This is a genomic window from Mucilaginibacter hurinus, assembly GCF_003324525.1.
GTDB lineage: Bacteria > Bacteroidota > Bacteroidia > Sphingobacteriales > Sphingobacteriaceae > Mucilaginibacter > Mucilaginibacter hurinus.
The window spans coordinates 209267-231784 of sequence record NZ_QGDC01000006.1 but is presented as its reverse complement, the minus strand read 5'-3'; the positions used below and the strand labels follow the sequence as shown (position 1 = coordinate 231784).

Here is a 22518-nt window from a genome sequence, read left to right as displayed (position 1 = left end):
TGCTCACCGATTCTATTGGTTTACTAGCTTTAAAACAAATAATTATAAAAATCATTCCATGTTCCCACTCAAACCATCCTTAAGCAACGCTTGGGTATTGCTGATTGCGGCGTCATTCGCGTCTTTATCCGCATGTAAGAAAAACGAGGCAATAAAACCGCCTGTTGAGAATCAAGGCACTACTGGAAAGGAATATAAGACCGCAAACATTGCTGTACCTGCAAGCGGGCTTATTGCTTATTGGAACTTTGACAATAACGGCAACGACCTGTCTGGCAATGGCAACCATGGCATATTGCACAATGTATCATCCTCAATTGACAGATTTGGAAATCCTTTAGGAGCATATAAACTTAAAGATGCTACAAGTTATATAACAGTCCCTGATAGTATTTCACTTAGATTAAACAATACCGACTTTACATTAAATATTTGGGTTAACTCGAAGATTATGCAGCTAGCCTGGGTTCAATTTTGTTGAGTAAGCGGACGAGTGGCTTTGATAGTGGATGGGCATGCAGTATTAACGGCTATGCTTCAGGATCACAGGGGAAGCTATTCTTCGGTCCCGGAGGAGATAATAACAACGCACGGGGCAATAAACAAGTATCATTAAACGAATGGCACATGATTACTTTCGTTTATAATTTTTCGCTTTCACAGCTTGGTATATATGTTGATGGTGTACTTGATAACGTAACTGATAATATATATACCCCCAATGCATATATAGATGAAAAACTTTACATCGGGCGCGACAATCCTGATATTGATACTGCTTACCCGCTGCGAGGTTCACTTGATGATATCAGCATTTATAACTCTGGCCTTAGCGAAAGTTCAGTTGCAAATCTGTACTCTGCTACAGCAAGCAAAATCTCGCCTAATTTAATAGCTTACTGGCCGTTTAACAATTCTGCCGATGACTTATCAGGGAACTGGAATAACGGTAAGGCTTTTAACCTGTACTCTACCGCAGACCGTTTTGACAATCCTACTGGGGCATATCGTTTCGATGGAATTAATACATATATTGAAGTGCCAGATAAGCCAGATCTGAGATTAGCCAATACAGACTTTACCATTAACAGCTGGGTTAAAATTGACGACTACAACAGCCATTTAGGATCGTTGCTGTTCAGCAAAAATTCCGGACCCGGCCATGGATGGCTTTGGGGCATAATCGGAAAAAGCGGCACTCACCAATTTATAAAAGGCGGTATGGTTTATAGCTTGGGCAGTAACGCAACCTACTTACCGGGTAAACGGGTTATAGCAACTAATCAATGGCATATGGTTACAGCAGTGTATGAAAAAGCTCAGCGTCAATTAAGGATTTATATTGACGGCGTACTTGATAAAACCCACAATAATGTCAACTCTCCTAATGCTGAAACTACCGCGAATTTATACATAGGCCGGAATGATCCTCAATTATCAGGCAATAATTTTCAAGGTTCTATGGATGACGTAAGTATGTATAATTCTGCATTGAGCTTAAGTAACATTCAGCAACTTTATACAGCCGCTCATTAAACTACTTGCTATCGTTCATTATATACATAGCTTATTAGTAATATATTTGTGTCAGACCATATATAATGACAGGAATTAAAGTTGGCATAGTAACCGTTACTTATGGCAACCGTTTTGAGCTTTTAAAACAAGTAATCGACCGGGTAACTGGGTTTTCAAACGTTAGCGATATTATAATAGTCGACAACGCTTCTGTTTACGACGTAAAGGACGCAATCTCAAATGATAAAGTAACAGTACTCACAAACTCAGACAACCGCGGGTCAGCCGGTGGTTATAAACAGGGTATCGAGTATTGTTACAATCATACCGCAGTGGATTTCATATGGCTGCTTGATGATGATAACTTGCCAGCGTATGATTGCCTGAACAAACTGTTAACAGAATGGGATCTTATAAAATCCACGCCTGAAAAAAAAGCGCTATTTTGTTTTAGAAAGGACAGGATTGCCCATGTAAGAATTGCGCAAGGCGAAGACCCGGGGAGATACTACCTTGTGCCTGACAATTTTTTGGGCTTCAGCTTTTTTAGAATCTTCATTAATAAGTTTTATAAAGCCAGAGACATCATAAAAAGACATAACAGCTTTAAAGAACGCGTATTACTACCTTATGTACCCTATGGTGGACTGTTAATGCACAGAAATATGGTAACCAGTATTGGTTTGCCTGATGAAAGGTTTTTCTTATATGTGGATGACTCTGAGTATTCATATCGCATTACTCAAAGCGGCGGGAAAATATGGCTTATTCCATCCTGTGAGGTGGTTGATATTGATAAGTCTCAGGGGATAGGTTATAGTAAAAGATGCTTTCATTCTCAACTATTGGATCAATGGAATTTCCGCACTTACTATCATATACGCAACAGAGTTTACTTTTACAAACGGGTAGCCGTCCAAAATAATTTCGTATTCGCATTAAATAAGACCTTATATTTGGCGTATCTGCATTGGATAAGCATTTTTAGTGGCAAACAGGCAGAATTCAGGAAATTAAAAAGCGCTATCAATGAAGGACTTAGCGGGAATTTAGGCAAAATAAACACAGATAACTTTTAATGAGCGAACTATACCGATATGACATGATACAGGCATGTATCAATGTCATCCAAAAAAGAAAACAAAAAGTAAACTATCTTGAAATAGGTGTACAAACCGGTTTTTGTTTTTTTAAGATTAAAGCCGATTGTAAAGTTGCTGTCGATCCTGATTTTATTATTAAACTAAAAAATAAAGTCAAAGCCTATTTTAAAAATCCGTCGAACTTCAACAATAAATTTTTCGAACTTACCAGCGACGATTTTTTTTCAAAACAACGAGAATACATTTCAGAGATAGGTGGTTTTGACGTAGTTTTTATCGACGGACTTCATTTATTTGAACAGGTATTAATCGATATCGAAAATTCACTTAAATACTTGAATCCCGGCGGGGTAATCTTAGTTCACGATTGCAATCCCTTAACCGAGATTGCGGCTGTAAGAGCGTATACGTCTACGGAAGTTGCACAGATGAATTTGCCTGGGTGGGTTAATATCTGGAACGGAGATGTATGGAAGGCGATTGTTGGTTTAAGAGCAACCCGAAATGACCTCGATATAACGGTAATCAATACCGACCACGGGGTAGGTTTAATAACAAAAGGAAGCGCAAAGGATACTTTGACTTTAACAAAGGAGGCCGGCGAACTGGCTTATTCAGAACTGGATGAAAACAGAACGCAGTATCTTAATTTAAAAGGTGCTGAATATTTTTCAACTTTTATAAAGGAGTTTGAAAAACGCTCATAAATTTCTCGTATTATAATAAACATTTATGGGCATTGTAAAAAAACAAGCTTATAAAAACACATTGATATCCTACCTGGGTATGGGTATTGGCTACATTAATACCGTTTTGCTTATACCCGCGTTTTTAACTACCCAACAATTTGGTTTTTATATTTTACTGGGCAGCCTGGCAATCATGTATTCATTGATCGCCTCGTTAGGCGTACCTGGTATAATTGCCAAATATTTCCCGGTGTACCGTACCGACGATGGCAAACATAATGGATTTATGCATTGGACCGCCCTGCTTGCTGTGGTGGGCTTTGTTTTGTGTACCGTTTTGTTTATTGCCCTAAGGCCAGTTATTCTGTCGGCTTTTATTGAAAACGGATCTTTATTAACGCGGTATTATTATTACCTGATACCACTGGCATTTTTCCTGATAATGTTTAATTACCTGGAGATGACAGGCAGGGTATTGTATAAAAACATTTTTTCTAACTTTTTATTTGAGGTAGTGCAAAGATTGCTGACAACCTTATTGTTGGTATTGTTAGGTTTAAAATGGATTGGTTACCAGGAGTTTATAGTATATTACATAGCTATAAATGGTTTCATAAGCTTTGCCCTACTTATACATCTAGCACTCTTAAAACAGTTTACTTATAAAATAAACGATCTTAAATTTAGTGGCATTAAAAAACGTGAAGTTGCTAATTACGGCCTTTACGCGGTAACCTCTAGCGCCGTTTACGTATTACTGCAAAAAATTGACGGCATTATGCTGAGTTCAATGGCAGGTGATGCTACACAAGGTGTATATAGCTGGTATTTTGCTATAGCAGCAGTGATAAGTGTGCCGGGTAAGGCGTTGAGCCGCACTACTTACGCTATAGTAGCTAACGCCTGGAAAGCCAAAGATATGGCCAACATCGATGAGGTATACACTAAAACGTCGATGATACAAATGGTAGCCGGCCTGCTGCTATTTGTAGGGATTATTATTAATCGCGACAATCTTTACGCTTTGGCACGTAATCCCGATTATACAGATCCAAAGTATTTTAGCCTGTTCATTGTCATTGGCCTTGGTTTTATGGTTGACATTACGGGCGGATTAAACACATATATTATATCCGTTTCACACAAGTACCGCCTGCTAACTTATTTTGTTATCATAAATAGTACGTTTTGTGTCATTATGAATTATATCCTTATCCCTAAAATGGGTGGATTGGGTGCCGCCATTGCTTATTCAGTAACGATATTCATATTCAATTTCGGTAATTGGTTCTATATCAAATACCGGTTTAAAATGCAGCCTTTCAGCTATAAAAATCTACTTGTTATTTTGGTGGCCGTAATAAGTTATTTTATCGGAGCCTACATTTGGCGCTTGCCTAATGTATTTGCTGATATCATTGTGCGTAGCAGTATCACTGCCCTGGTTTATGTATCACTTACTTACTATCTGAAAATATCAGAAGATGTAAACGAGAAAATAGACAGCATATTAAAAAAAATTCGCCCGCAACGCCTCGGATAAAAAGAATAACGTTATTTTAGCTACATCAATTAGTATCCGTTTAAACCACGCTAAACACTTACACCATTCTGCATGATCAAGTTCTTTCGAACTGTTATTAAAACTTCGTTACTTGCAGTCCTTTTATTGTTTCCTTTAATTAGTGTTTGCCAAATTGCTGCGCCTACGTGGGTTAACCAACTGGGCGGAAGCGGAGGTGAATCCGTGCCCGCATCCGTAAAAACAGATACGCTTAACAACATTTATGTAACGGGCTATTATAGCGGCACAGTTGATTTTGACCCATCAGCTGCGATATATAATTTAACGGCTACACCAGGAGATGTTGATATATATGTTGCTAAATACAACACCTATGGCACCCTAATATGGGCCGTAACATTTGGCGGAGACAGCCAAGACGAACCAAGTTCGCTAACAGTTGATCAGGATGGCAGCGCTATTATTAGCGGATATTATAAATCTGCCAATTTTGATGCAGATCCCGGAACGGGCAAAGTCATTTTACCCTCAAACGGAGGTTTTGACGCGTTTGTTATTAAACTTAATAATAACGGCCAGTACGTGTGGTCTAAAACCATAGGCGGATCAGGTAATGATTTTGGCGGTCGCATCTCGGTTGATAGCCAGGGTGATATGATCTCCACGCTAAGGTATCAATCAACTGTGAACGTTGACGGACAGGTTTTTACATCTAAGGGCGAGTATAACGGATTGATTATCAAATACGCGCCATCGGGTAATTTAATCTGGGCTATTAATTTAAGTGACGAGGTTGATTGTCGTGTGGGATATGGTGATTTTGACAATGAAGGTAATTATTTGGTTTGCGGCACCTTTTCAGGAAATGTTAATTTTAACCCGCTGGGCGGACAGTCACTTTTAAACGCCAATGGCAGTGCTATATTCCTCGCAAAATATTCTCCAGAGGGAGCGCTCATTTGGGCTAACCCGATTTATGGCCATGCAACCGATTTTAATTATCTGTGCATAAATTCAAAAAATGATGTGTTCCTAGCCGGCACGTTCGCACATCCCTTAACGTTTAATACGAGTGTTATACCCACTGCCAATGTGAGTAACGTATATTTGGCCAAATATGCCGCTGGCGGAGATTTTGATGATGTAAAAGTAATTACGGGCAATAGCAGCAGCATAACAAACTACGGAATAGTATGCAGCGCTGATGATAAAATTTATGTGTCAGGTTCTTTTACCGGCACCATAGATTTTAATCCGTCTCCACAGCAGGAGCACGTACTGGTTTATCATGGTCAGCAGGACTTCTTTTTATCAAAATATGATGAAAACCTTAACTATCAACTAGCTTTTGGAGGGGGAAGTCAGGATTGTGCAAACAGCGTTGGTTACAGTTTAGCTATAGATGGTAATAACGACGTTATATTTACGGGCAGCTTTTGTGCCAATGTCGACTTCAGCGCTTCAACTTGCGTTTCAAAAGAAATGACAGCCTTTGGTAACCGGGATACCTATCTTGCCAAATACAAACAATATGAAGTGGCTAACCAGGGCATAAAAAGCTTTGATATCCCACAACAGTTAAAAGCCCCTGATATCGATCAGAAACAGCTTAAGATTACCATTACAGTTCCGCGTGGCACCAATATTAGAGCCCTTACGCCTACTATAATCAACACGCCCGGAATACGTGTTAGCCCGGCTTCACTAACTACACAGGATTTTACATGGCCTGTAGTATATACAGTTTCAAGCACCTGCATATCCATAAATTATGTGGCTGACGTTATTTTTTCTGACAGTGTTACCGAAAAACAAAAAACTGTATGCAACGGCGACACGGTAAAACTTAGCGGTGATCCGGTTGGCCAAGAAACCGCAAGCTTCACCTGGCAGGTTTTGAGAGGAACCGAATGGGTTGAAGCGGATGGTGAGTTTTACAATGAGGACTATCAAAGTGAAAATCTCACCAACAATACTCCTTCAAACTATATTTTAAATTACAGACGAAAACTTGCGACGGCAGATACAACGATATACGACTCATTTTATGGCGTTACAGTTTTGCCTGAAATATCTGACAATACCATTACAAGGCCAGTAAACGCTATATTTTGTGGCAGCAAAGATATTGATGAAATATATGGATCAACACCTACCGGTGGGGATGGGTTATACATTTATCAGTGGCAATCCTCTTCTAACGGTACCAGTTGGACCAATATAGCCAACGCAGTTTCTAAAAATTACGATCCTCCGGTTGTGTATAACACTATATATTACCGCAGGCGTATAAATACGTGCGGACAAAGTTTGTTTAGTAACGTTATCCGGTACAATATACAAGCGCTACCTGATGCCCCGGCCGTGCAACATGATACAATATGTGCAGGCAGCAGCGCAACGTTACGGGTTAAGCCATCAACAGGCATAACCGTTAATTGGTACGCTGACGAAACCGGCACAAATGTTTTATACACCGGTGATAGCGTGAACCTTGGCGCGGTAAATAAAAGTTTAATTTTTTACGCTGAAGCGGTTGATAAAAGCGGTTGCGCTTCCAACCGCGTTCCCGGCCGGGTTGTGATGGGGCAGCCATTACCTGCGCCGCATGCCGAGGTGGGTGAAGTTAAATTAAACAGCATTACTTTTAAATGGGATACTGTCAGCCACGCTACAGGATACGAGGTGAGTGTAAATGGTAATGCATTTACTCCTGTGGGTACAAACCTTAGCCATACAGTTTCGTCGCTCAGCGTGGGGCAGACTGTCAATTTGAGTGTACGCGCCATAGGAACTTTGAGCTGCCAGTTGGGTAATGCTTCCACTACGTTAACGGCTACGGCTATTACTTCAGGAGTGAACCAGATATATGTACCCAACCTGTTTAGTCCCAACGGGGATGGAAATAACGATGTGTTATACGTTAGGAGCGCAGGGATAAAAAGCTTAACATTTTATGTTTACAACCAATGGGGCGAAATGATATTCAGAACAGCCAGCCAGGCAAACGGATGGGATGGTACATTTAAAGGCAATACTATGCCCGCCGGCGTGTATGTGTACTACCTGGAAGCAACTATGCTTGATGGAAGTAAAGCGAATAAAAAAGGAACAGTTACACTGATACATTGAAAAAAACACTGCTTAGTTTAATCATGCTGACCATCGGTGTTGCACAAACGCAAGCCCAGGTGGATCCGCATTTTTCACAATATTACGCTTATCCCTTGTGGCTTAACCCAGCGTTGACCGGTTTAATGGACGGCGACTTGCGCGTAACCGGTAATTTTAAAGATCAGTGGGCATCAGTTGCGTCAGGCTACAAAACCACCGCCGTATCTGCCGATTACCGGCCAACCAACCAGGTAGGTGTAGGATTGAACATACTAAATCAAAAGGCCGGAACGGCCGGTTATAACTATTTTGCAGCATCCGGTTCATTTGGATATGGGATAAAATTATCTAACGAATTTCAATGGTTAAATTTTGGCGTGCAGGCGGGTGTTATAAACCGAAGCGTTGATCCGTCAAAGTTTCAAACCGATGGACAGTATGACCCCTCTACCGGGGGCTACAACCCTGCATTGCCTACCGGTGAAAATCTGTTGTCTCCAAGTGCAACCGTCTTTGATGCGGCAGTAGGATTATTTTATCATGATGACACACCGAATAAAAAGACAAACTTTTTCGCCGGTATAAGCCTCGCACATCTTTCACGCCCTACCGACCCCTTCGCGCCTGAAGGCTCTGGCTACAGGCTGCCTGTCAGGTACAACGTGCACAGCGGATTGAAAATAAATATAAGCCCTTATTTCGCTCTCACGCCTAACATTATTTATATAAGACAAAATAAAAGCGAAATGAAAGCGGCAGGAGCTTATTCAGAGATTCAGTTTAAGAATGAAAACTTGTTTTTACTTGGCGCTATGTACCGTTTTGGCGATGCAGCAATAGCTAATGTAGGTTACCGTATGGGAAACTTAACCGTAGGTGCAAGCTATGACTTTACCACCTCCGCTTTTAGTACAGCTACTAACAACCAAGGGGGTATTGAACTTTCTGTAAGCTATGTATTCCGCAAAAAGAACTTCGGTCCCTCACCTGTGTGCCCTAAACTTTAAGCTATTAATGTTACTACAATTAAAAGTTAGCAAACACGTTTATTTTTGTGATTGTTACCTGTGATTATATTCAACTATGCAAAACCTTGCCCCTATAGCTCTTTTTGTATATAACCGGCCTGAACATACACGCCGCACACTTACCTACCTCAAGAAAAATTTACTGGCTGATGAATCAAGGCTGTTTATTTTTTCGGACGCCGCTAAAAAGGAAACCGACAGGGCTAAAGTGGAAGAGGTAAGGCATTTGATTACTGAGATTACCGGTTTTAAGTCAGTTAAAGTGATTGAACGCAAGCATAACCTTGGGTTAGCCATGTCAATAATAGACGGTGTAACGCAACTGGTAAAAGACTACGGAAAAGTAATTGTATTTGAAGATGATATGCTTTCGTCAGAATATACCCTGCAATATTTTAACGAAGCCCTAACCCGCTATGCAACCGAAGATAAAGTTATGCATATAGGTGCTTATATGTTCGACCTGAAGGATAAATCCCTGCCCCAAACTTTTTTTTATCCTATTATTACCAGCTGGGGCTGGGCAACATGGGCAAGGGCATGGAAACACTTTGAGGCGGATATTGATAAAATTATACAACAGATAGACGATGAAAAAAAACATCGTTTTACTATTGAGGGCACCATGAATTTCTGGAAACAGGTAAAAGAGTTTAAAGCCGGAAAAAATAACTCGTGGGCCATTCGTTGGTATGCTTCTGTATTTTTAAAAGGTGGATTATCGCTTCATCCCTCAAAATCGCTGGTTCACAATATTGGTCATGATGGTACAGGCACACACTCCAATATCGAAGATATGTATAGCGTACAGATAAGCAGGCAACCGGTAACACAGTTCCCCGCTGATATTACTGAGAATAGACAGGCGCACCTGGCTATAAAAAACTTCCTCAAGAACCGTAAAGGGACTTTACTGCAAAGGGGGTTGCGTTTGGTAAAACAACTCCGGGTAAAGTATCTGCAAAAGCAGAAGTGACCGCAGTAACGCGCGCTAAACTTCTTTTGTAACACGGATCTCCTGCGTTCTTTCAAGAACCCGTGCCGGGTTGCCAACGGCTATACTATTTTCCGGAATATCCTTTACTACGACTGCCCCTGCTCCTATTATTACGTTATTGCCTATCGTTACATCACCAATAATACATGCGTTGGCTCCAATATCCACATTACTGCCAATGCGCGGGCACGCAGAAAGCGTGCCATCTGCAAGCTTTTTATGGCCAATGGTAACTGAGTTGCGCAACACGCAATTATCGCCCAAAACTACACTCTGGTTAACTACCAGCGCCTGTCCGTGGTAGATGATCAACCCTTTCCCTGCTTTAAGCTTCCGGGGCAACTCAATGCCCAGGCCCCACTCCACAAAAAAACGGTAAAAAACCAGGTACGGAAAAAATATTACCTTGGCTATCATCGAACGATTAATGAGCGACACTAACCTGAACATAAAAAGCACCAATTGCCCCTTTATATTTTTCCGGTTGGCCTTCCAATCCTGAAATAAGTAAGCAATAGGGTTCATGGATGCGTTTTGTGGCGTAGTTTTATCAAAAGTAAAATTTTCGGCAGAATAATCGTACAGGGCAGATACTATGTTACCGCTTTTATTTTAGTTATAAGTATTATTGTGCCTTATAACAAAATGAAAGTAACCCTCATTAATACTACCGATGCCGGCGGCGGGGCACCCGCAGCTTGTATGCGCCTGCTTAAAGCACTCGTTGCAAAACAGGTAGATGCAGCCATGGTGGTACAGGAGAAAAAAACAACGGAGCCTAACGTCCGCAACGTAACCGGTAAATGGACGGGTAGGATCAATTTTTTGCGCGAAAGATTGCCTTTTATCTTTTTTTACGAAAAAAATAAGTCGGTGCGTTTTGCCTTTTCACCAGCCAATGCCGGTAACAATATTTCCGCAGACTCAGAAATAGCTGATGCTGACGTTTTGCATTTGCATTGGACTAACTCAGGCTTCCAGTCTATCAACAACCTCAAAAACCTATTTGCGTTGAATAAACCCATGGTTTGGACACTGCATGATATGTGGGCATTTACGGGCGGCTGCCATTACTCAGGTGGGTGCAATCATTTTATCAACCAATGCGGTGACTGCTGGATGTTGCGTAACCCTCAACCCGATGATCTTTCACACGCCGGGTGGCTCCGCAAGACATCGTTATTTGCAGCTAAAAATATAACCGTAGTAACCTGCAGTAACTGGCTGGCGGATATGGCACGCAAAAGTTCGCTACTTAAGGGATGCAATATCATAACAATACCCAACCCGATCAATACTCATATATTCGCTCCCGGCAACAAGGCGGCTATTCGAAAAAAAAGAGGCATTGGCGTAGATAGTAAAGTAATCTTATTTGGCGCAGCCAATATAAACGACCGGAGGAAAGGTATTAGTTATTTGGTATCAGCGCTCAACAAGTTAAAAAATGATTATAACCCCGGCGCAAGTATTGAGGTAGTAATATTCGGGAAGAACAAGCATTTTGATGTAAGTACACTTCCTTTCAAGGTGCACGAGCTAAACATCATCACATCAGAAAACGAGTTGGCTGAGATATATAGCTTAGCTGATGTTTTTATATCACCGGCCATAGAGGATAATCTGCCCAATATGGTAATGGAGGCTATGTCATGCGCAACACCTGTAGTAGCGTTTAACACAGGCGGTATCCCTGATCTGGTTGATCATATGAAAAATGGGTACCTCGCCCTCCATAAGTCTTCCGAAGATCTTGCAAAGGGACTTCATCAAATGTTATTTTCGGGCGATGCGGTAAACATGTCAATTGAGGCGCGCAATAAAGTGTTAGCTAACTTCACCAATGAAATAGTGGCCAAAAGATATATAGATCTATATCAATCCATCACAACTAATGCCTGATTTTAAGCCTATATTAACCGTAATAACTGTTGTGTATAATAATGTACGGGATATTGAACGTACCTTACTGTCAGTAACCGGCCAGTCATACCCTGCCATTGAATATATTGTTGTTGATGGAGCATCTACAGATGGTACACTGGCGTTAATAGGAAAGTATAATCACAGCATAAACCGGCTTATAAGCGAGAAGGATAAGGGTATTTATGACGCAATGAATAAAGGCCTTGCCATGGCTACCGGCGATTATGTGATATTTATGAATTCGGGAGATGAATTTTTTGCGCCCGATACGGTGGAAACGGTATTTGCAGCCTCGCCAGGAGCTGATATTTACTATGGCGAAACTGAAATGATAAATGATAAAGGTGAAAGCCTGGGACGCCGAAGGCACAAGGCGCCAAAGAACTTTACATGGCGAAGTTTTAAATACGGCATGAGTGTAAGCCATCAGGCCATTTATATCAAGAGGGAACTACTGCAACCGTATGATATGCGGTATCAATTGAGCGCCGACATTGATTGGATATTGCAGGCCGCTAAAAAGGCAAAAAAAATTGTAAATGTAAACCGTTACGTGGCCAAATATCTTGTTGGCGGCATGTCTAAAAAGAAGCACCGGCAAAGTTTGATTGAGCGGTTTAATATCATGAAAAGGCATTATGGTTTATTACCAACGGTGCTAAACCACGTAGTAATAGCATTTAACTTAAGCTGGTATTGGTTATTGAATAGGAAAACGAATGATTGACGTTCGTATTGTTGCCGACTCTTGGTTATCATTTGTAGAAACTAAGCGATCTCTTAGCAAGCATACCCATTGAAAACACGATCATTACTTTTGTAATGACGTGAAGTACAAAATAAAAAAGCGAAGGCGTCTGTCCAAACCTTCGCTATTTTTTTAGGCTTTATTTTTCTTTTTATTTTCCATAAACGCCACGCCCCCGATGGCTAGCACCAATAATATCGAACCCGCTAATGAAATATTTTCACCTACATGATAAGATGTTGGATGGAATATAAACTCAATTTTATGATTGCCCACAGGTATCTGGGCGGCACGTAAAAGATAGTCGGCTCTGAAGTAAGGTTTTTCTTCACCGTCAATCAGCATCTTCCAACCTTTATCATAATATATTTCTGAAAACACGGCTATTTGCGACGCAGTTGAACCACTTTCATATACCAGGTGTTCAGGTGCGTAACTTACAAGCTTAATAGTCGCATTAGGATCAGGTGCTACACCCTTTTCGGTTATAAAGCTTTTATAACGCTGATCTACTATCGCCTCATTTTTAGGATCAAAACTGCTTATGGCCTGCATCTCTTCATCAGCGTCCTTAGCAAACTTTACACTTTTAACAAACCAGGCGTTTCCACAGGCGGTTTGGTTGCGCTGCATACTGGCCTCTTCATTTTTATCATTACGGGTAATAATGTATTTAGTGTTCAGCATGTCCAGCACATCCTGGTTTATGCTTTTACTAAATTGCATATCTATCAATTCGTCAAACCGCTTCAACTTAGCTGCGTGGTAACCACCAACGCTTTTATAAAAAAACGACGCCTCAGCGCTCTGAAACGGATTACCGCCGCTTAAATCAAGTACCCTGAAATGCGGGTCGGTATCTCGTAATATAAACTCGTCTATCTGCCGCGGCTTTACAGGCTGCTTATAATCCTCTTTAACGATAAATTTAGAGTCGTTTAAATAACGTTTATCTACACTCCATAAGTCCACAAGCGTTACAGCCAAAAATAATAAGGACGCTACAGTAACATTTACCTTCTTATTGATGAACGCCCAGATAAGGCCAAAAACTATCACGATGAATATTAATGACCTGATAGCATCGTGGCGGGCCAGGTCTATACGGTCAAGCACAAGTCCCTGCGCAATGCTATTCGCAAAGCTGGTATCGCCTTGCAGCGCCTGCGAAAGCCCAGTTATAATGTCCTGGTGCTGGGGAGATTTAAAGTTAAGTATCAGGTCGGGCGCTATGATGAAAATTAAAGTGATACCGCCCGTAATATATAAGGCCAGCTTTAATTTTTTAAACAACTCGGTTTTATCTGTTGCTTCTATTACCTCCTTCACGGCCAAAAATGCCAGTATTGGAAAACACAAGCTGGCTACCGCCAATATTGATTCAACCGCGCGAAACTTGTTATACAACGGTACGTAGTTAAAGAAAAAGTCTGACAGCGGAGAGAAATGCCTGCCAAACGATAACAGCATAGTGAATATCACTGTTGCCAGCAGCCACCACTTAATGCGGTTTTTAACTATTAGTAACCCCAACACAAATAAAAAGCATACGCCGGCCCCAAAATAAAACGGACCGCTGGTAAACCTTTTATCGCCCCAGTATGTAGAAAAATAACCGGATTGATGAACAAACATTTCTGCTTGCTCGGGCGGTACGCCTTTGGCAATAAAAGCTTTAGCTACGTTTGAATTGTTGCCCAGCGCCTCGCTGCCTGATGATCCGCCATAAGCATTGGGAATTAAAAAAGTAAAACACTCGGTTATACCCTGGCTCCAGCTAAAAGCGTATTCTTTATCAAGACCGGTGCTTGGCTCACGGGTGTGCTTAGTCAGGTTTGATTGTCCGCGGTTAGTCTCCTTACCATATTCATAAGTCGTCCATAAGCTGCCTGCGTTTACTGCCAGCGCCAATACCGTAGCGGCAGCAAGGTACCCGAAGGCCTTAAAAAATGGCGTTGTTTGTTTTGCTTTTATAGCATAATACAATTCAACTATTACCAGTATAATTACCGCAAACAGCAGATAGTAGGTCATCTGCAAGTGATTTGAACGTATCTCAAGAGCTAAAAAGAAGGCTGTGATAACGGCGCCCAGCGCAAACCTGCCGCGCAATGTTAATATTATACCGGCAAGTATGGGGGCAAATAAAGTTATAGCCAGGGCCTGGTTAGCATGGCCGGCATCAAGCAATATAAAGTTATATGATGAAAAGGTGAACGCCACGGCGCCCGCTGCCGCAAGCCAGGGATTTAATTTAAGCACACAAAACAAAAGGTATGCGCCCAAAAGATATAACAACACGGTGTCTACCGGGTTAGGAAATACTACCTTTAAGGCCTTGATTACATATGTAGTTATGTTTGAAGGGTATTCGGTCCATATCTGGTACGAAGGCATTCCACCGAAAATACTGTTTGTCCATAGCGGCGCTTTACCGGTTTTTTCACGCACGTCCATAATTTCTTTCTGCGTACCCTGGGCCTGCATTACGTCATGCTGCGATAAAACCTTGCCTTGTATAAGCGGGGTGAAAAAGTAAGCGAAAGATATTGCTACAAAAAATGCTACTACAGCAAAGTGCACGCTATTGCGTTTAAACCAGTTACTCATTTAAGTAAAATAAAATGGATATTAACTCCAAAAATAGAAAATTGGGCGGGATTAGGAATTAAAGTTTAGAGTTTATTAGCAGGGTGTTGCTCTTAAACGTAACAAGATGAATAAAAGCACTAAACCCATCAGGCTGGCCACATACGCATAAATGTGAACTTTATCGTATTCTTCGCGATTTTTACGGATAGTAAAAAAATTATACAAAGCTAAACAGCCTATCACTACCCAAAAAAACCAGTTTATTTTTTGGCACATGGCAAATAGCTGAATGCCCACAGCAGCCACTATATAATTAGCGATAATAAGAAGTGTAGACTCGGGGGTATTGTTATGGCGGCGGCGCCGCTTGTATAACTCTTCCGGTATCATTTTTCTTTTATTTCTTCATACTCAACAAAGTCACCTTCGGTATCAGGTACCTGGGGTTTCGTTTTGGGAGCATAATCAACGCGAATAGATCCTTCAGACCTTTTGGCCTGCTGGTAACCGGCATTTTGCTGTTGCTGTGCTTTTTTCACCATGTTTTGAAAAAGCACCGGCAGTAACAGGCGTGCCAGCATACGTATAATGTATAGTATAGCAATTGCTATAAAAAGAAATTTAAGTAGTGCCATAGGATATAATACTAAACATACAAATATAAAGTAATAACGGCAAATATGCCGGCTTATGATATTTACAGTTTTGACGCCACCCTATTCCGGATGTTACATCATTTTACGGTCATTAAATCCTTCAACAATATCATAATCATACTATAGCTACCCCCCAAACTTCTCGGCCATCATTTTTTCCAACGCAAACATTTCGTCGCGCAACTTGGCGGCTGATAAAAAATCCATATCCTTAGCGGCGGCAAGCATATCCTTTTTTGTATTGTCTATTGACTTTTTCAGATCAGCCTTGGTCATGTATTGTACTATCGGGTCGGCCGCAAGGGTAGCTACCTCGTTTTCAACATAGGCTTTTTGTACGCCGCCTTTAAAGTCAATTACCGAAGTTTGCTCAATAATGGCCTCTCGCGATTTACCCACTGTGCGTGGCACAATACCATGCTCGGTATTATAAGCTATTTGCTTTTCACGGCGGCGATTAGTTTCGTCCATAGTGATCTGCATCGATTCAGTTATTGTATCAGCATACATAATAACCCTACCCCTATCGTTACGTGCAGCCCGGCCAATAGTTTGTATCAATGAGCGTTCTGAGCGCAGGAAGCCTTCTTTATCAGCATCCAGTATAGCAACAAGCGAAACCTCGGGCAAATCCAAACCCTCGCGCAGCAGGTTGATACCTATCAGCACATCAAATTCCCCTAAACGCAGCCCCCTTAATATCTCTACCCGTTGCAAAGTCTTCACTTCCGAGTGGATATACCGGCATTTTATCCCCAGTCTATCCATATATTTGGCAAGTTCTTCAGCCATTCGCTTGGTAAGCGTTGTCACCAAAACACGGTCGCCCATTTTTATAGTTTGGTCCACTTCCTCCAACAGGTCATCTACCTGGTTTATCACCGGGCGCACATCAATTAAAGGATCAAGCAATCCGGTTGGACGAATAACCTGTTCCACCACAACACCGCCCGATTTCTCCAGTTCAAAATCGCCGGGCGTGGCACTTACATAAATGGTTTGCGGTGCAAGTTTTTCAAACTCCTGGAAGTTTAATGGACGATTGTCCAGTGCTGCCGGTAAACGGAAACCATAATCAACAAGCGATATCTTACGTGAACGGTCGCCGCCGTACATAGCGCGTATTTGCGGCACTGTTACATGGCTTTCATCAATAACCATCAGGTAATCCTTCGGGAAATAATCCAGCAGGCAAAATGGCCTTGCTCCCGGCACGCGCCCGTCAAAGAAGCGCGAATAATTTTCAATACCCGAGCAGTAACCCAATTCACGTATCATCTCCAGGTCGTAATTTACCCTTTCCTCCAGTCGCTTGGCCTCCAGAAAACGCCCGTCATCAATAAATTGCTTTTTACGGGTTTCAAGTTCTTCCTGTATCGCCCATATAGATTGCTGAAAACGTTCGCGGGGAGCTACATACAAGTTAGCCGGGTAAACTACCATATGCGTCATTTTCTCCAGCGTTTTACCTGTTGATATATCAAAAGAACTCAGTTCCTCAATGTCATCCCCGAAAAAAGATATCCGGTAAGCGTGATCCATATAAGGTGGAAAAATATCTACCACGTCGCCTTTTACCCTAAAGGTTCCCCGCTTAAAATCGGCCGTTGTTCGGGCATACAAAATTTCAACCAGCCGGTGCAAAAAAGCGTTACGGCTAATGCGTGTACCTACGGCAAATTTAAATACCGAGTCAGCAAAATCGTCAGGATTACCCATACCGTAAATGCATGAAATTGAGGAGACCACAATAACATCGCGCCGACCGGACATTAATGCGGAAGTGGTACGCAAACGCAACTTCTCTATCTCTTCATTAATTTGCAGATCCTTTTCAATATAGGTGTTGGTGGTAGGTATAAATGCTTCGGGCTGATAATAATCATAATATGACACGAAGTAATTAACCGCATTATCGGGAAAAAACTGCTTAAACTCACCGTACAATTGCGCGGCGAGTGTTTTATTATGGCTCAATATCAGCGTAGGTTTTTGGGTCTGCGCAATAACGTTGGCCACCGTAAAAGTTTTACCCGATCCCGTTACGCCCAGCAAGGTTTGAAAAGGATCGCTGTTGTTAACGCCTTCAACCAGTTGCCTGATAGCTTCAGGCTGATCGCCGGTGGGTTGATAATCCGAGGTTAGTTTAAAATCCATTGATAAATACAAAAATACTGATTAGTGATTAGTTAACCGGCTATAAGAGATTAGTAATAACGATTATGACTTTTAAATAGTTTAGGACAAAATAAGTGAGCAGGACTGACACCCCTATGTCAGCAGTTAGTTATTGCTTTTGGTTATCACTTTAATTTTAGCAAAGCAACCAAACTCCAAAACGTTACACCCAGTTTACTGTTTTACCTTTTTATTAAATTTGCAACCAATGATTAGTGATAACCTGGAGACTGAAAAACCGGCATTTAAGGCCACAAATTACAAACACATCTTTTTTGATCTTGACCATACTATCTGGGATTTTGACCGTAACGCTGAAGAAACACTGCATGAACTGTATAAAACTCACCGGCTTAAAGAAATAGGATTACATTCTCCGGATTTGTTCATTGAAACTTACACACGCAATAATCACCGTTTATGGACTGACTATCACCTGGGCAAAATAACTAAGCAGGTATTACGTGAGACAAGGTTTAAAACAACTTTTATAGAGCTTGGCCTATCTCCGGACATTATACCACCAGCGTTTGAGGACGATTATGTGCGGATATGTCCTACAAAAACACACTTGTTCCCACATGCGCATGAAACGCTGCAATACCTACATGCTAAATACACCCTGCACCTGATTACCAACGGCTTTATGGAGGCAACGGGGTTAAAAATTCATGGTACTGGTATAGCGCAGTACTTTAAAAACGTTATCATTTCTGAACTGGTTGGTTTTAATAAACCCGATCGCGCTATTTTTAAACATGCTGTAAACCTGGCTGGCTGCAATGAGTGCGATTGCCTGATGATTGGGGATAGTATTGAAGCTGACGTGCGCGGCGCACTGGCATGCGGTATAGATGCTATTTACTTTAACCCGAACGGCACGGAAAAACCCGACGATGTAACTTCGCAAATACAGCATTTGCAGGAGTTAACCCGTATACTGTAATTACACAGCACTACGTACGCTCAATTAGGCAAACTGCGTACGCTACAACGCCTTCTTCCCTGCCTATAAAACCTAGTTGCTCGTTGGTGGTGGCTTTTATAGAAATATCTTCTGTACTGATACCGGCCGCTTCAGCTATATGGGCTTGCATAGCGGGGATGTGAGGATTTATTTTGGGTGCCTCCAGGCATACCATAGCGTCAATGTTCCCAATGGTCCATCCTTTGTCAGCGATAAGCTTTACTACATGCTGCAATAGTACCAGGCTGCTAATGCCTTTCCAGCGCTCATCTTTATTTGAAAAGTGGAAACCAATATCCCTCATATTGGCGGCTCCTAATAATGCATCGCAAATTGCATGCAGCATTACATCGGCGTCTGAGTGTCCATGTGCGCCGGCGTGGTGCTCCAGCAATACCCCACCTAAAACAAATGGATGTTGTTCCTTTAACTGGTGAACATCAAAACCAAATCCTACACGTATTTTTCCCACTTTATTTATTTGGACCTAAGTTAGCCGACAAGCTGAAACGAACAATATTGGCAAACGGGCTGTTTTGCTGGTTAGCTGCCAGATATGAAAAATCGAATTTAAAGTCGCTGTATTTAAAGCCCGCACCCAATGAAAGATATTCGCGATCCCCCTTTGCCGCCGAGTCAAAGAAATAACCTGCGCGCAATGCAAACTTCTGGTCATACCAGTACTCAACACCCGGCGACCAGGTAATTTCCTGTATTTCTTCTTTAAATCCGCCGGGGGCGTCAGTAAATGATCTGAAAATACCACTTGGCACGGAAATATCCTCACCGTAATCTCTTGACCCATCATCGTTAACCAAGGTGGTAGGTACCAGTAATTTATTCAGATCGAGCGTTACAGTAAAGCTGTTTGTGCCGTCAATATACCAGGTGTTTGCAGCGCCTACCTTTAAATTAGTGGGCAAAAAATACTTTGGTCCGTTGTCGCTGTAACTAATTTTAGTACCTATGTTTGAGATATTTACGCCGAAGGCAAACATGGCGTCTTTGCCAAATTGCTGAGTAGGGTTCCGGTAAAACATGGATACATCTGCAGCTACGGCATTTCCGGCCCGGGCTGATGACGCGCCGGAAGTGGCGAAGGACACGTTTGACAAATTAGAATGAATGTACCGCAATGTTAAGCCCAGGGACAGGTTTTCACCAAACTTACGCGCAAACGATCCGTCAATAGCAAACTCGTTTGGGGTGTAAGTGCCATTTGGCGAATTAAACTCATCCCGCAGACTAATGGCCCCGAGGTTGAAGTATCTTAATGACGCGCCAAAAGTGTTACGGTCATCAATTTTATGGGCAAAGCTCAGGTACGCGAGGTGCACATCTGGCACCAACCTGCGCAGCCATGGGCTGTATGAAAGTGAAATAGCATTATTTTCTTCCAAAAAAGCAAGTTTCGAGGGGTTCCAATAGGTAGCATTAACATCCGGTGATAAAGCAACTCCCGCTTCGCCCATAGCGCCTGAACGTGAATCGGGCGAAATGTTCAGAAAAGGCACTTCAGTACTTATGGCTCTTACAGAGCTTCCGTCAATATTTTGGGCAGTGGCTATGTAAGGTGGAATAAGTGCTAAGAGTAATATAATTTTGACAGGCAGGAACTTCATCGGTTTGGTTTATAAGTTTATTAAGCCAAATATATAAATATATTTTGTCCTGCAAGCTTAATAAATTAGTTGCTAAAACGAAAAACCACTCAAAATTAATTGTAACCCGGCATAAAAAATTACGTTTAACCCTTTATTAAACAAAACGCTTTATTTTAGGGTTTTTTAGGATGAAGTTGCTAAATTTACTGATCATTCATTGAGGTAAAAATGAGATTATTCTTTTCAAAAGCTGCTATAGTGCTGTTTGCTGCCGGTGCGGTTATAAGCAGTTGTTCAAAATCAAGCTCTCAACGTTCGGAAAAAACCGGTATGGTTTATAATAATAAGGACAATGGCGGATATATGCGGTTCAGACAAACGCATCCATCGCCGGGTCCGGGCCTTATTGCGATAGAGGGCGGTACATTTGTAATGGGCGGCAGTGCCGACCAAGATGTTGCCTATGAAAATCACAATGTAAGGCGCCGTGTTACCGTACCCTCATTTTATATGGATGAAACAGAAGTATCCAACCAGGACTGGCTGGATTACCTGCACTGGATAAATATAACATTCCCCGAAGACCGCGAATTATACTACAATGCTACGCCCGATACATTGGTTTGGCGCAGGGCGCTTTCAGCAAATGAACCTTACGTTGACAATTATTTACGGCATCCGGCATTTCAGGACTACCCGGTTGTGGGCGTGACCTGGGAACAAGCACAGGAATATTGCGTATGGCGCACCGACCGTACGAATGAAAATATTTTACGTGAAAAAGGGTACCTGGCATCATGGAAAGATAATGCGGCGCGCCAGGGTAAGGAGCCATTTAACACAGACATTTATACAAACAACCAAATACGGGGCGAAGGCATCGACGGCAAGAAGATGATGCCCGACCTTAATCCTAATGCGCAGGCAGCCAACGGCCAAAAGGCTGTAAGGCCGGTGCGCATGGAAGATGGTATATTAAAGCAAGGCTACCGGTTACCATCAGAGGCTGAATGGGAATATGCAGCCCTGGCACTGGTAGGTAACACTGAGTTTGAAAACATAAACGACGGTAAAGTATATCCGTGGAATGGGCTGGGTGTACGCTCGCCCAAAAAATCAACCCGCGGATTGATATTGGCTAACTTTAAACGCGGTATGGGCGACAACGCAGGTGTTGCGGGTTACCTGAACGATAAAGCTGATATTACCGCCCCGGTGCGCTCATATGCACCTAACGACTTTGGCCTGTACAATATGGCCGGCAACGTTAATGAATGGGTAGGCGATACTTACCGCCAAATGACCTTTGAAGACTTTGATGATTTTAACCCTTTCCGTGGTAACGAATTTACCAACAAGCGCATGGCCGACCCTGCTAAAGGAACATTAGCAAAAGATAAATATGGCCGGCCTATAAAAGACCCTGCTAAATCAAACCGTAAAATGAAGTACAGCGAGTTTATTGCGCAGCAACAGGGTGCACAAAACAGCACAACCGGTGATGCTAGTGCAACTGCGCCGGCCGTTACACCCGCCGATAGTACCGCAGTAGCTATACCTTCATTGATAGCCGGCAAACCTTATACTAATGATTACAGGGACTACGCTGACACAGTTGACGCCTCACTTTATGGCACTACAACGCTGGTAAACAATAAATCGAAAGTATATAAAGGCGGTTCATGGAATGATTTGGCCTATTGGCTAAACCCGGCTACACGCAGGTTTATGGACCAGGACAATGCAAGCGCCGAGGTTGGTTTCCGTTGTGCTATGACGCTTGTTGGAGCACCTGAGATTAATCCCCAGGGTAAGCCGCACATTAAAGTAAAAAAATCTAAAACGAGGTAGTTTTATAGTTATAAAAAAAATG

19 protein-coding genes are annotated in these 22518 nt (G+C 42.0%); 12 read left to right on the top strand and 7 right to left on the bottom strand.

Going from position 1 to position 22518, the window contains the following annotated elements:
- Window positions 1–58 precede the first annotated feature (58 nt).
- The 8 genes from DJ568_RS12470 (at window position 59) to DJ568_RS12435 (ending at window position 9953) form a co-directional block, all read left to right on the top strand.
- Window positions 59–481, top strand: coding sequence for a hypothetical protein (locus DJ568_RS12470; RefSeq protein ID WP_114005610.1), 423 nt, complete (start codon window positions 59–61; stop codon window positions 479–481).
- The gene (locus DJ568_RS12465; protein ID WP_147238754.1) at window positions 478–1536 is read left to right on the top strand and encodes a LamG domain-containing protein; all 1059 of its coding nucleotides are present in this window, start codon (window positions 478–480) and stop codon (window positions 1534–1536) included. The genes DJ568_RS12470 and DJ568_RS12465 overlap by 4 nt, the downstream gene beginning before the upstream one ends.
- A gap of 65 nt (window positions 1537–1601) precedes the next feature.
- Window positions 1602–2597 (top strand): glycosyltransferase, encoded by a 996-nt coding sequence (locus DJ568_RS12460; protein ID WP_114005608.1) that lies wholly within the window; start codon window positions 1602–1604, stop codon window positions 2595–2597.
- A complete protein-coding gene (locus DJ568_RS12455) occupies window positions 2597–3328 on the top strand; it encodes a class I SAM-dependent methyltransferase (protein ID WP_114005607.1) in 732 nt (243 codons plus the stop codon). The genes DJ568_RS12460 and DJ568_RS12455 overlap by 1 nt, the downstream gene beginning before the upstream one ends.
- A 25-nt stretch (window positions 3329–3353) precedes the next feature.
- Window positions 3354–4853 carry a lipopolysaccharide biosynthesis protein gene (locus DJ568_RS12450; protein ID WP_114005606.1) on the top strand — a complete coding sequence of 500 codons (1500 nt, stop codon included), beginning with the start codon at window positions 3354–3356 and terminating at the stop codon, window positions 4851–4853.
- A 72-nt stretch (window positions 4854–4925) separates the two neighbouring features.
- Window positions 4926–7967, top strand: a complete 3042-nt coding sequence (locus tag DJ568_RS12445; RefSeq protein WP_114005605.1) for an Ig-like domain-containing protein — start codon at window positions 4926–4928, stop codon at window positions 7965–7967.
- A complete protein-coding gene (locus DJ568_RS12440) occupies window positions 7964–8956 on the top strand; it encodes a PorP/SprF family type IX secretion system membrane protein (protein WP_147238753.1) in 993 nt (330 codons plus the stop codon). Before DJ568_RS12445 ends, DJ568_RS12440 begins: the two co-directional genes overlap by 4 nt.
- A 76-nt stretch (window positions 8957–9032) precedes the next feature.
- Window positions 9033–9953, top strand: a complete 921-nt coding sequence (locus DJ568_RS12435) for a glycosyltransferase (RefSeq protein WP_114005603.1) — start codon at window positions 9033–9035, stop codon at window positions 9951–9953.
- A 15-nt stretch (window positions 9954–9968) separates the two neighbouring features.
- Here DJ568_RS12435 and DJ568_RS12430 read toward each other — a convergent pair whose 3' ends face one another.
- Window positions 9969–10499 (bottom strand): serine acetyltransferase, encoded by a 531-nt coding sequence (locus DJ568_RS12430; protein ID WP_114005602.1) that lies wholly within the window; start codon window positions 10497–10499, stop codon window positions 9969–9971.
- A gap of 120 nt (window positions 10500–10619) precedes the next feature.
- Between DJ568_RS12430 and DJ568_RS12425 the strand changes: the two genes are divergently transcribed.
- Both DJ568_RS12425 and DJ568_RS12420 read left to right on the top strand, forming a co-directional pair.
- On the top strand, window positions 10620–11876 hold the full coding sequence (locus DJ568_RS12425) for a glycosyltransferase family 4 protein (RefSeq protein WP_147238752.1): 1257 nt from the start codon (window positions 10620–10622) through the stop codon (window positions 11874–11876).
- Complete coding sequence (locus DJ568_RS12420) at window positions 11869–12627, top strand: glycosyltransferase family 2 protein (RefSeq protein WP_114005600.1); 759 nt, start codon at window positions 11869–11871, stop codon at window positions 12625–12627. Before DJ568_RS12425 ends, DJ568_RS12420 begins: the two co-directional genes overlap by 8 nt.
- A gap of 153 nt (window positions 12628–12780) precedes the next feature.
- Here the strand turns inward: DJ568_RS12420 and DJ568_RS12415 are convergent, their stop codons facing one another.
- The 4 genes from DJ568_RS12415 to uvrB all read right to left on the bottom strand — a co-directional run bounded on the left by DJ568_RS12415 (window position 12781) and on the right by uvrB (window position 18053).
- Window positions 12781–15258: a hypothetical protein gene (locus DJ568_RS12415; protein WP_114005599.1), complete on the bottom strand. Its 2478-nt coding sequence runs from the start codon at window positions 15256–15258 to the stop codon at window positions 12781–12783.
- Between the two features lie 75 nt (window positions 15259–15333).
- A complete protein-coding gene (locus DJ568_RS12410; protein WP_114005598.1) occupies window positions 15334–15630 on the bottom strand; it encodes a hypothetical protein in 297 nt (98 codons plus the stop codon).
- Window positions 15627–15875, bottom strand: coding sequence for a DUF4834 domain-containing protein (locus DJ568_RS12405; RefSeq protein ID WP_114005597.1), 249 nt, complete (start codon window positions 15873–15875; stop codon window positions 15627–15629). Before DJ568_RS12405 ends, DJ568_RS12410 begins: the two co-directional genes overlap by 4 nt.
- 147 nt (window positions 15876–16022) lie before the next feature.
- The gene (gene uvrB, locus DJ568_RS12400) at window positions 16023–18053 is read right to left on the bottom strand and encodes an excinuclease ABC subunit UvrB (RefSeq protein WP_114005596.1); all 2031 of its coding nucleotides are present in this window, start codon (window positions 18051–18053) and stop codon (window positions 16023–16025) included.
- Window positions 18054–18282: 229 nt separating this feature from the next.
- On the opposite strand from uvrB, the gene DJ568_RS12395 reads away from it, so the two are divergent.
- Window positions 18283–19020 (top strand): YjjG family noncanonical pyrimidine nucleotidase, encoded by a 738-nt coding sequence (locus DJ568_RS12395; protein WP_114005595.1) that lies wholly within the window; start codon window positions 18283–18285, stop codon window positions 19018–19020.
- Between the two features lie 10 nt (window positions 19021–19030).
- On the opposite strand, the gene ispF is transcribed toward DJ568_RS12395, so the two are convergent.
- Window positions 19031–19513: a 2-C-methyl-D-erythritol 2,4-cyclodiphosphate synthase gene (ispF, locus tag DJ568_RS12390; RefSeq protein ID WP_233496685.1), complete on the bottom strand. Its 483-nt coding sequence runs from the start codon at window positions 19511–19513 to the stop codon at window positions 19031–19033.
- Between the two features lies 1 nt (window position 19514).
- The gene (gene porV / locus DJ568_RS12385) at window positions 19515–20663 is read right to left on the bottom strand and encodes a type IX secretion system outer membrane channel protein PorV (RefSeq protein WP_114005594.1); all 1149 of its coding nucleotides are present in this window, start codon (window positions 20661–20663) and stop codon (window positions 19515–19517) included.
- 210 nt (window positions 20664–20873) lie between these two features.
- Here porV and DJ568_RS12380 point away from each other — a divergent pair, with 210 nt between their 5' ends.
- Window positions 20874–22496, top strand: coding sequence for an SUMF1/EgtB/PvdO family nonheme iron enzyme (locus DJ568_RS12380; protein WP_114005593.1), 1623 nt, complete (start codon window positions 20874–20876; stop codon window positions 22494–22496).
- The last annotated feature ends 22 nt before the right edge of the window (window positions 22497–22518 follow it).

What these genes read in the sequence shown, in the direction of transcription:
- DJ568_RS12425 (WP_147238752.1), top strand. Translation starts at nt 10,620, where the DNA reads ATGAAAGTAACCCTCATTAATACTACCGATGCCGGCGGCGGGGCACCC.
- DJ568_RS12420 (WP_114005600.1), top strand. Translation starts at nt 11,869, where the DNA reads ATGCCTGATTTTAAGCCTATATTAACCGTAATAACTGTTGTGTATAAT.
- DJ568_RS12410 (WP_114005598.1), bottom strand. Translation starts at nt 15,630, where the DNA reads ATGATACCGGAAGAGTTATACAAGCGGCGCCGCCGCCATAACAATACC.
- DJ568_RS12405 (WP_114005597.1), bottom strand. Translation starts at nt 15,875, where the DNA reads ATGGCACTACTTAAATTTCTTTTTATAGCAATTGCTATACTATACATT.
- DJ568_RS12445 (WP_114005605.1), top strand. Translation starts at nt 4,926, where the DNA reads ATGATCAAGTTCTTTCGAACTGTTATTAAAACTTCGTTACTTGCAGTC.
- DJ568_RS12395 (WP_114005595.1), top strand. Translation starts at nt 18,283, where the DNA reads ATGATTAGTGATAACCTGGAGACTGAAAAACCGGCATTTAAGGCCACA.
- DJ568_RS12470 (WP_114005610.1), top strand. Translation starts at nt 59, where the DNA reads ATGTTCCCACTCAAACCATCCTTAAGCAACGCTTGGGTATTGCTGATT.
- DJ568_RS12450 (WP_114005606.1), top strand. Translation starts at nt 3,354, where the DNA reads ATGGGCATTGTAAAAAAACAAGCTTATAAAAACACATTGATATCCTAC.
- DJ568_RS12415 (WP_114005599.1), bottom strand. Translation starts at nt 15,258, where the DNA reads ATGAGTAACTGGTTTAAACGCAATAGCGTGCACTTTGCTGTAGTAGCA.
- DJ568_RS12460 (WP_114005608.1), top strand. Translation starts at nt 1,602, where the DNA reads ATGACAGGAATTAAAGTTGGCATAGTAACCGTTACTTATGGCAACCGT.
- DJ568_RS12435 (WP_114005603.1), top strand. Translation starts at nt 9,033, where the DNA reads ATGCAAAACCTTGCCCCTATAGCTCTTTTTGTATATAACCGGCCTGAA.
- DJ568_RS12430 (WP_114005602.1), bottom strand. Translation starts at nt 10,499, where the DNA reads ATGAACCCTATTGCTTACTTATTTCAGGATTGGAAGGCCAACCGGAAA.
- uvrB (WP_114005596.1), bottom strand. Translation starts at nt 18,053, where the DNA reads ATGGATTTTAAACTAACCTCGGATTATCAACCCACCGGCGATCAGCCT.
- DJ568_RS12455 (WP_114005607.1), top strand. Translation starts at nt 2,597, where the DNA reads ATGAGCGAACTATACCGATATGACATGATACAGGCATGTATCAATGTC.
- DJ568_RS12380 (WP_114005593.1), top strand. Translation starts at nt 20,874, where the DNA reads ATGAGATTATTCTTTTCAAAAGCTGCTATAGTGCTGTTTGCTGCCGGT.
- porV (WP_114005594.1), bottom strand. Translation starts at nt 20,663, where the DNA reads ATGAAGTTCCTGCCTGTCAAAATTATATTACTCTTAGCACTTATTCCA.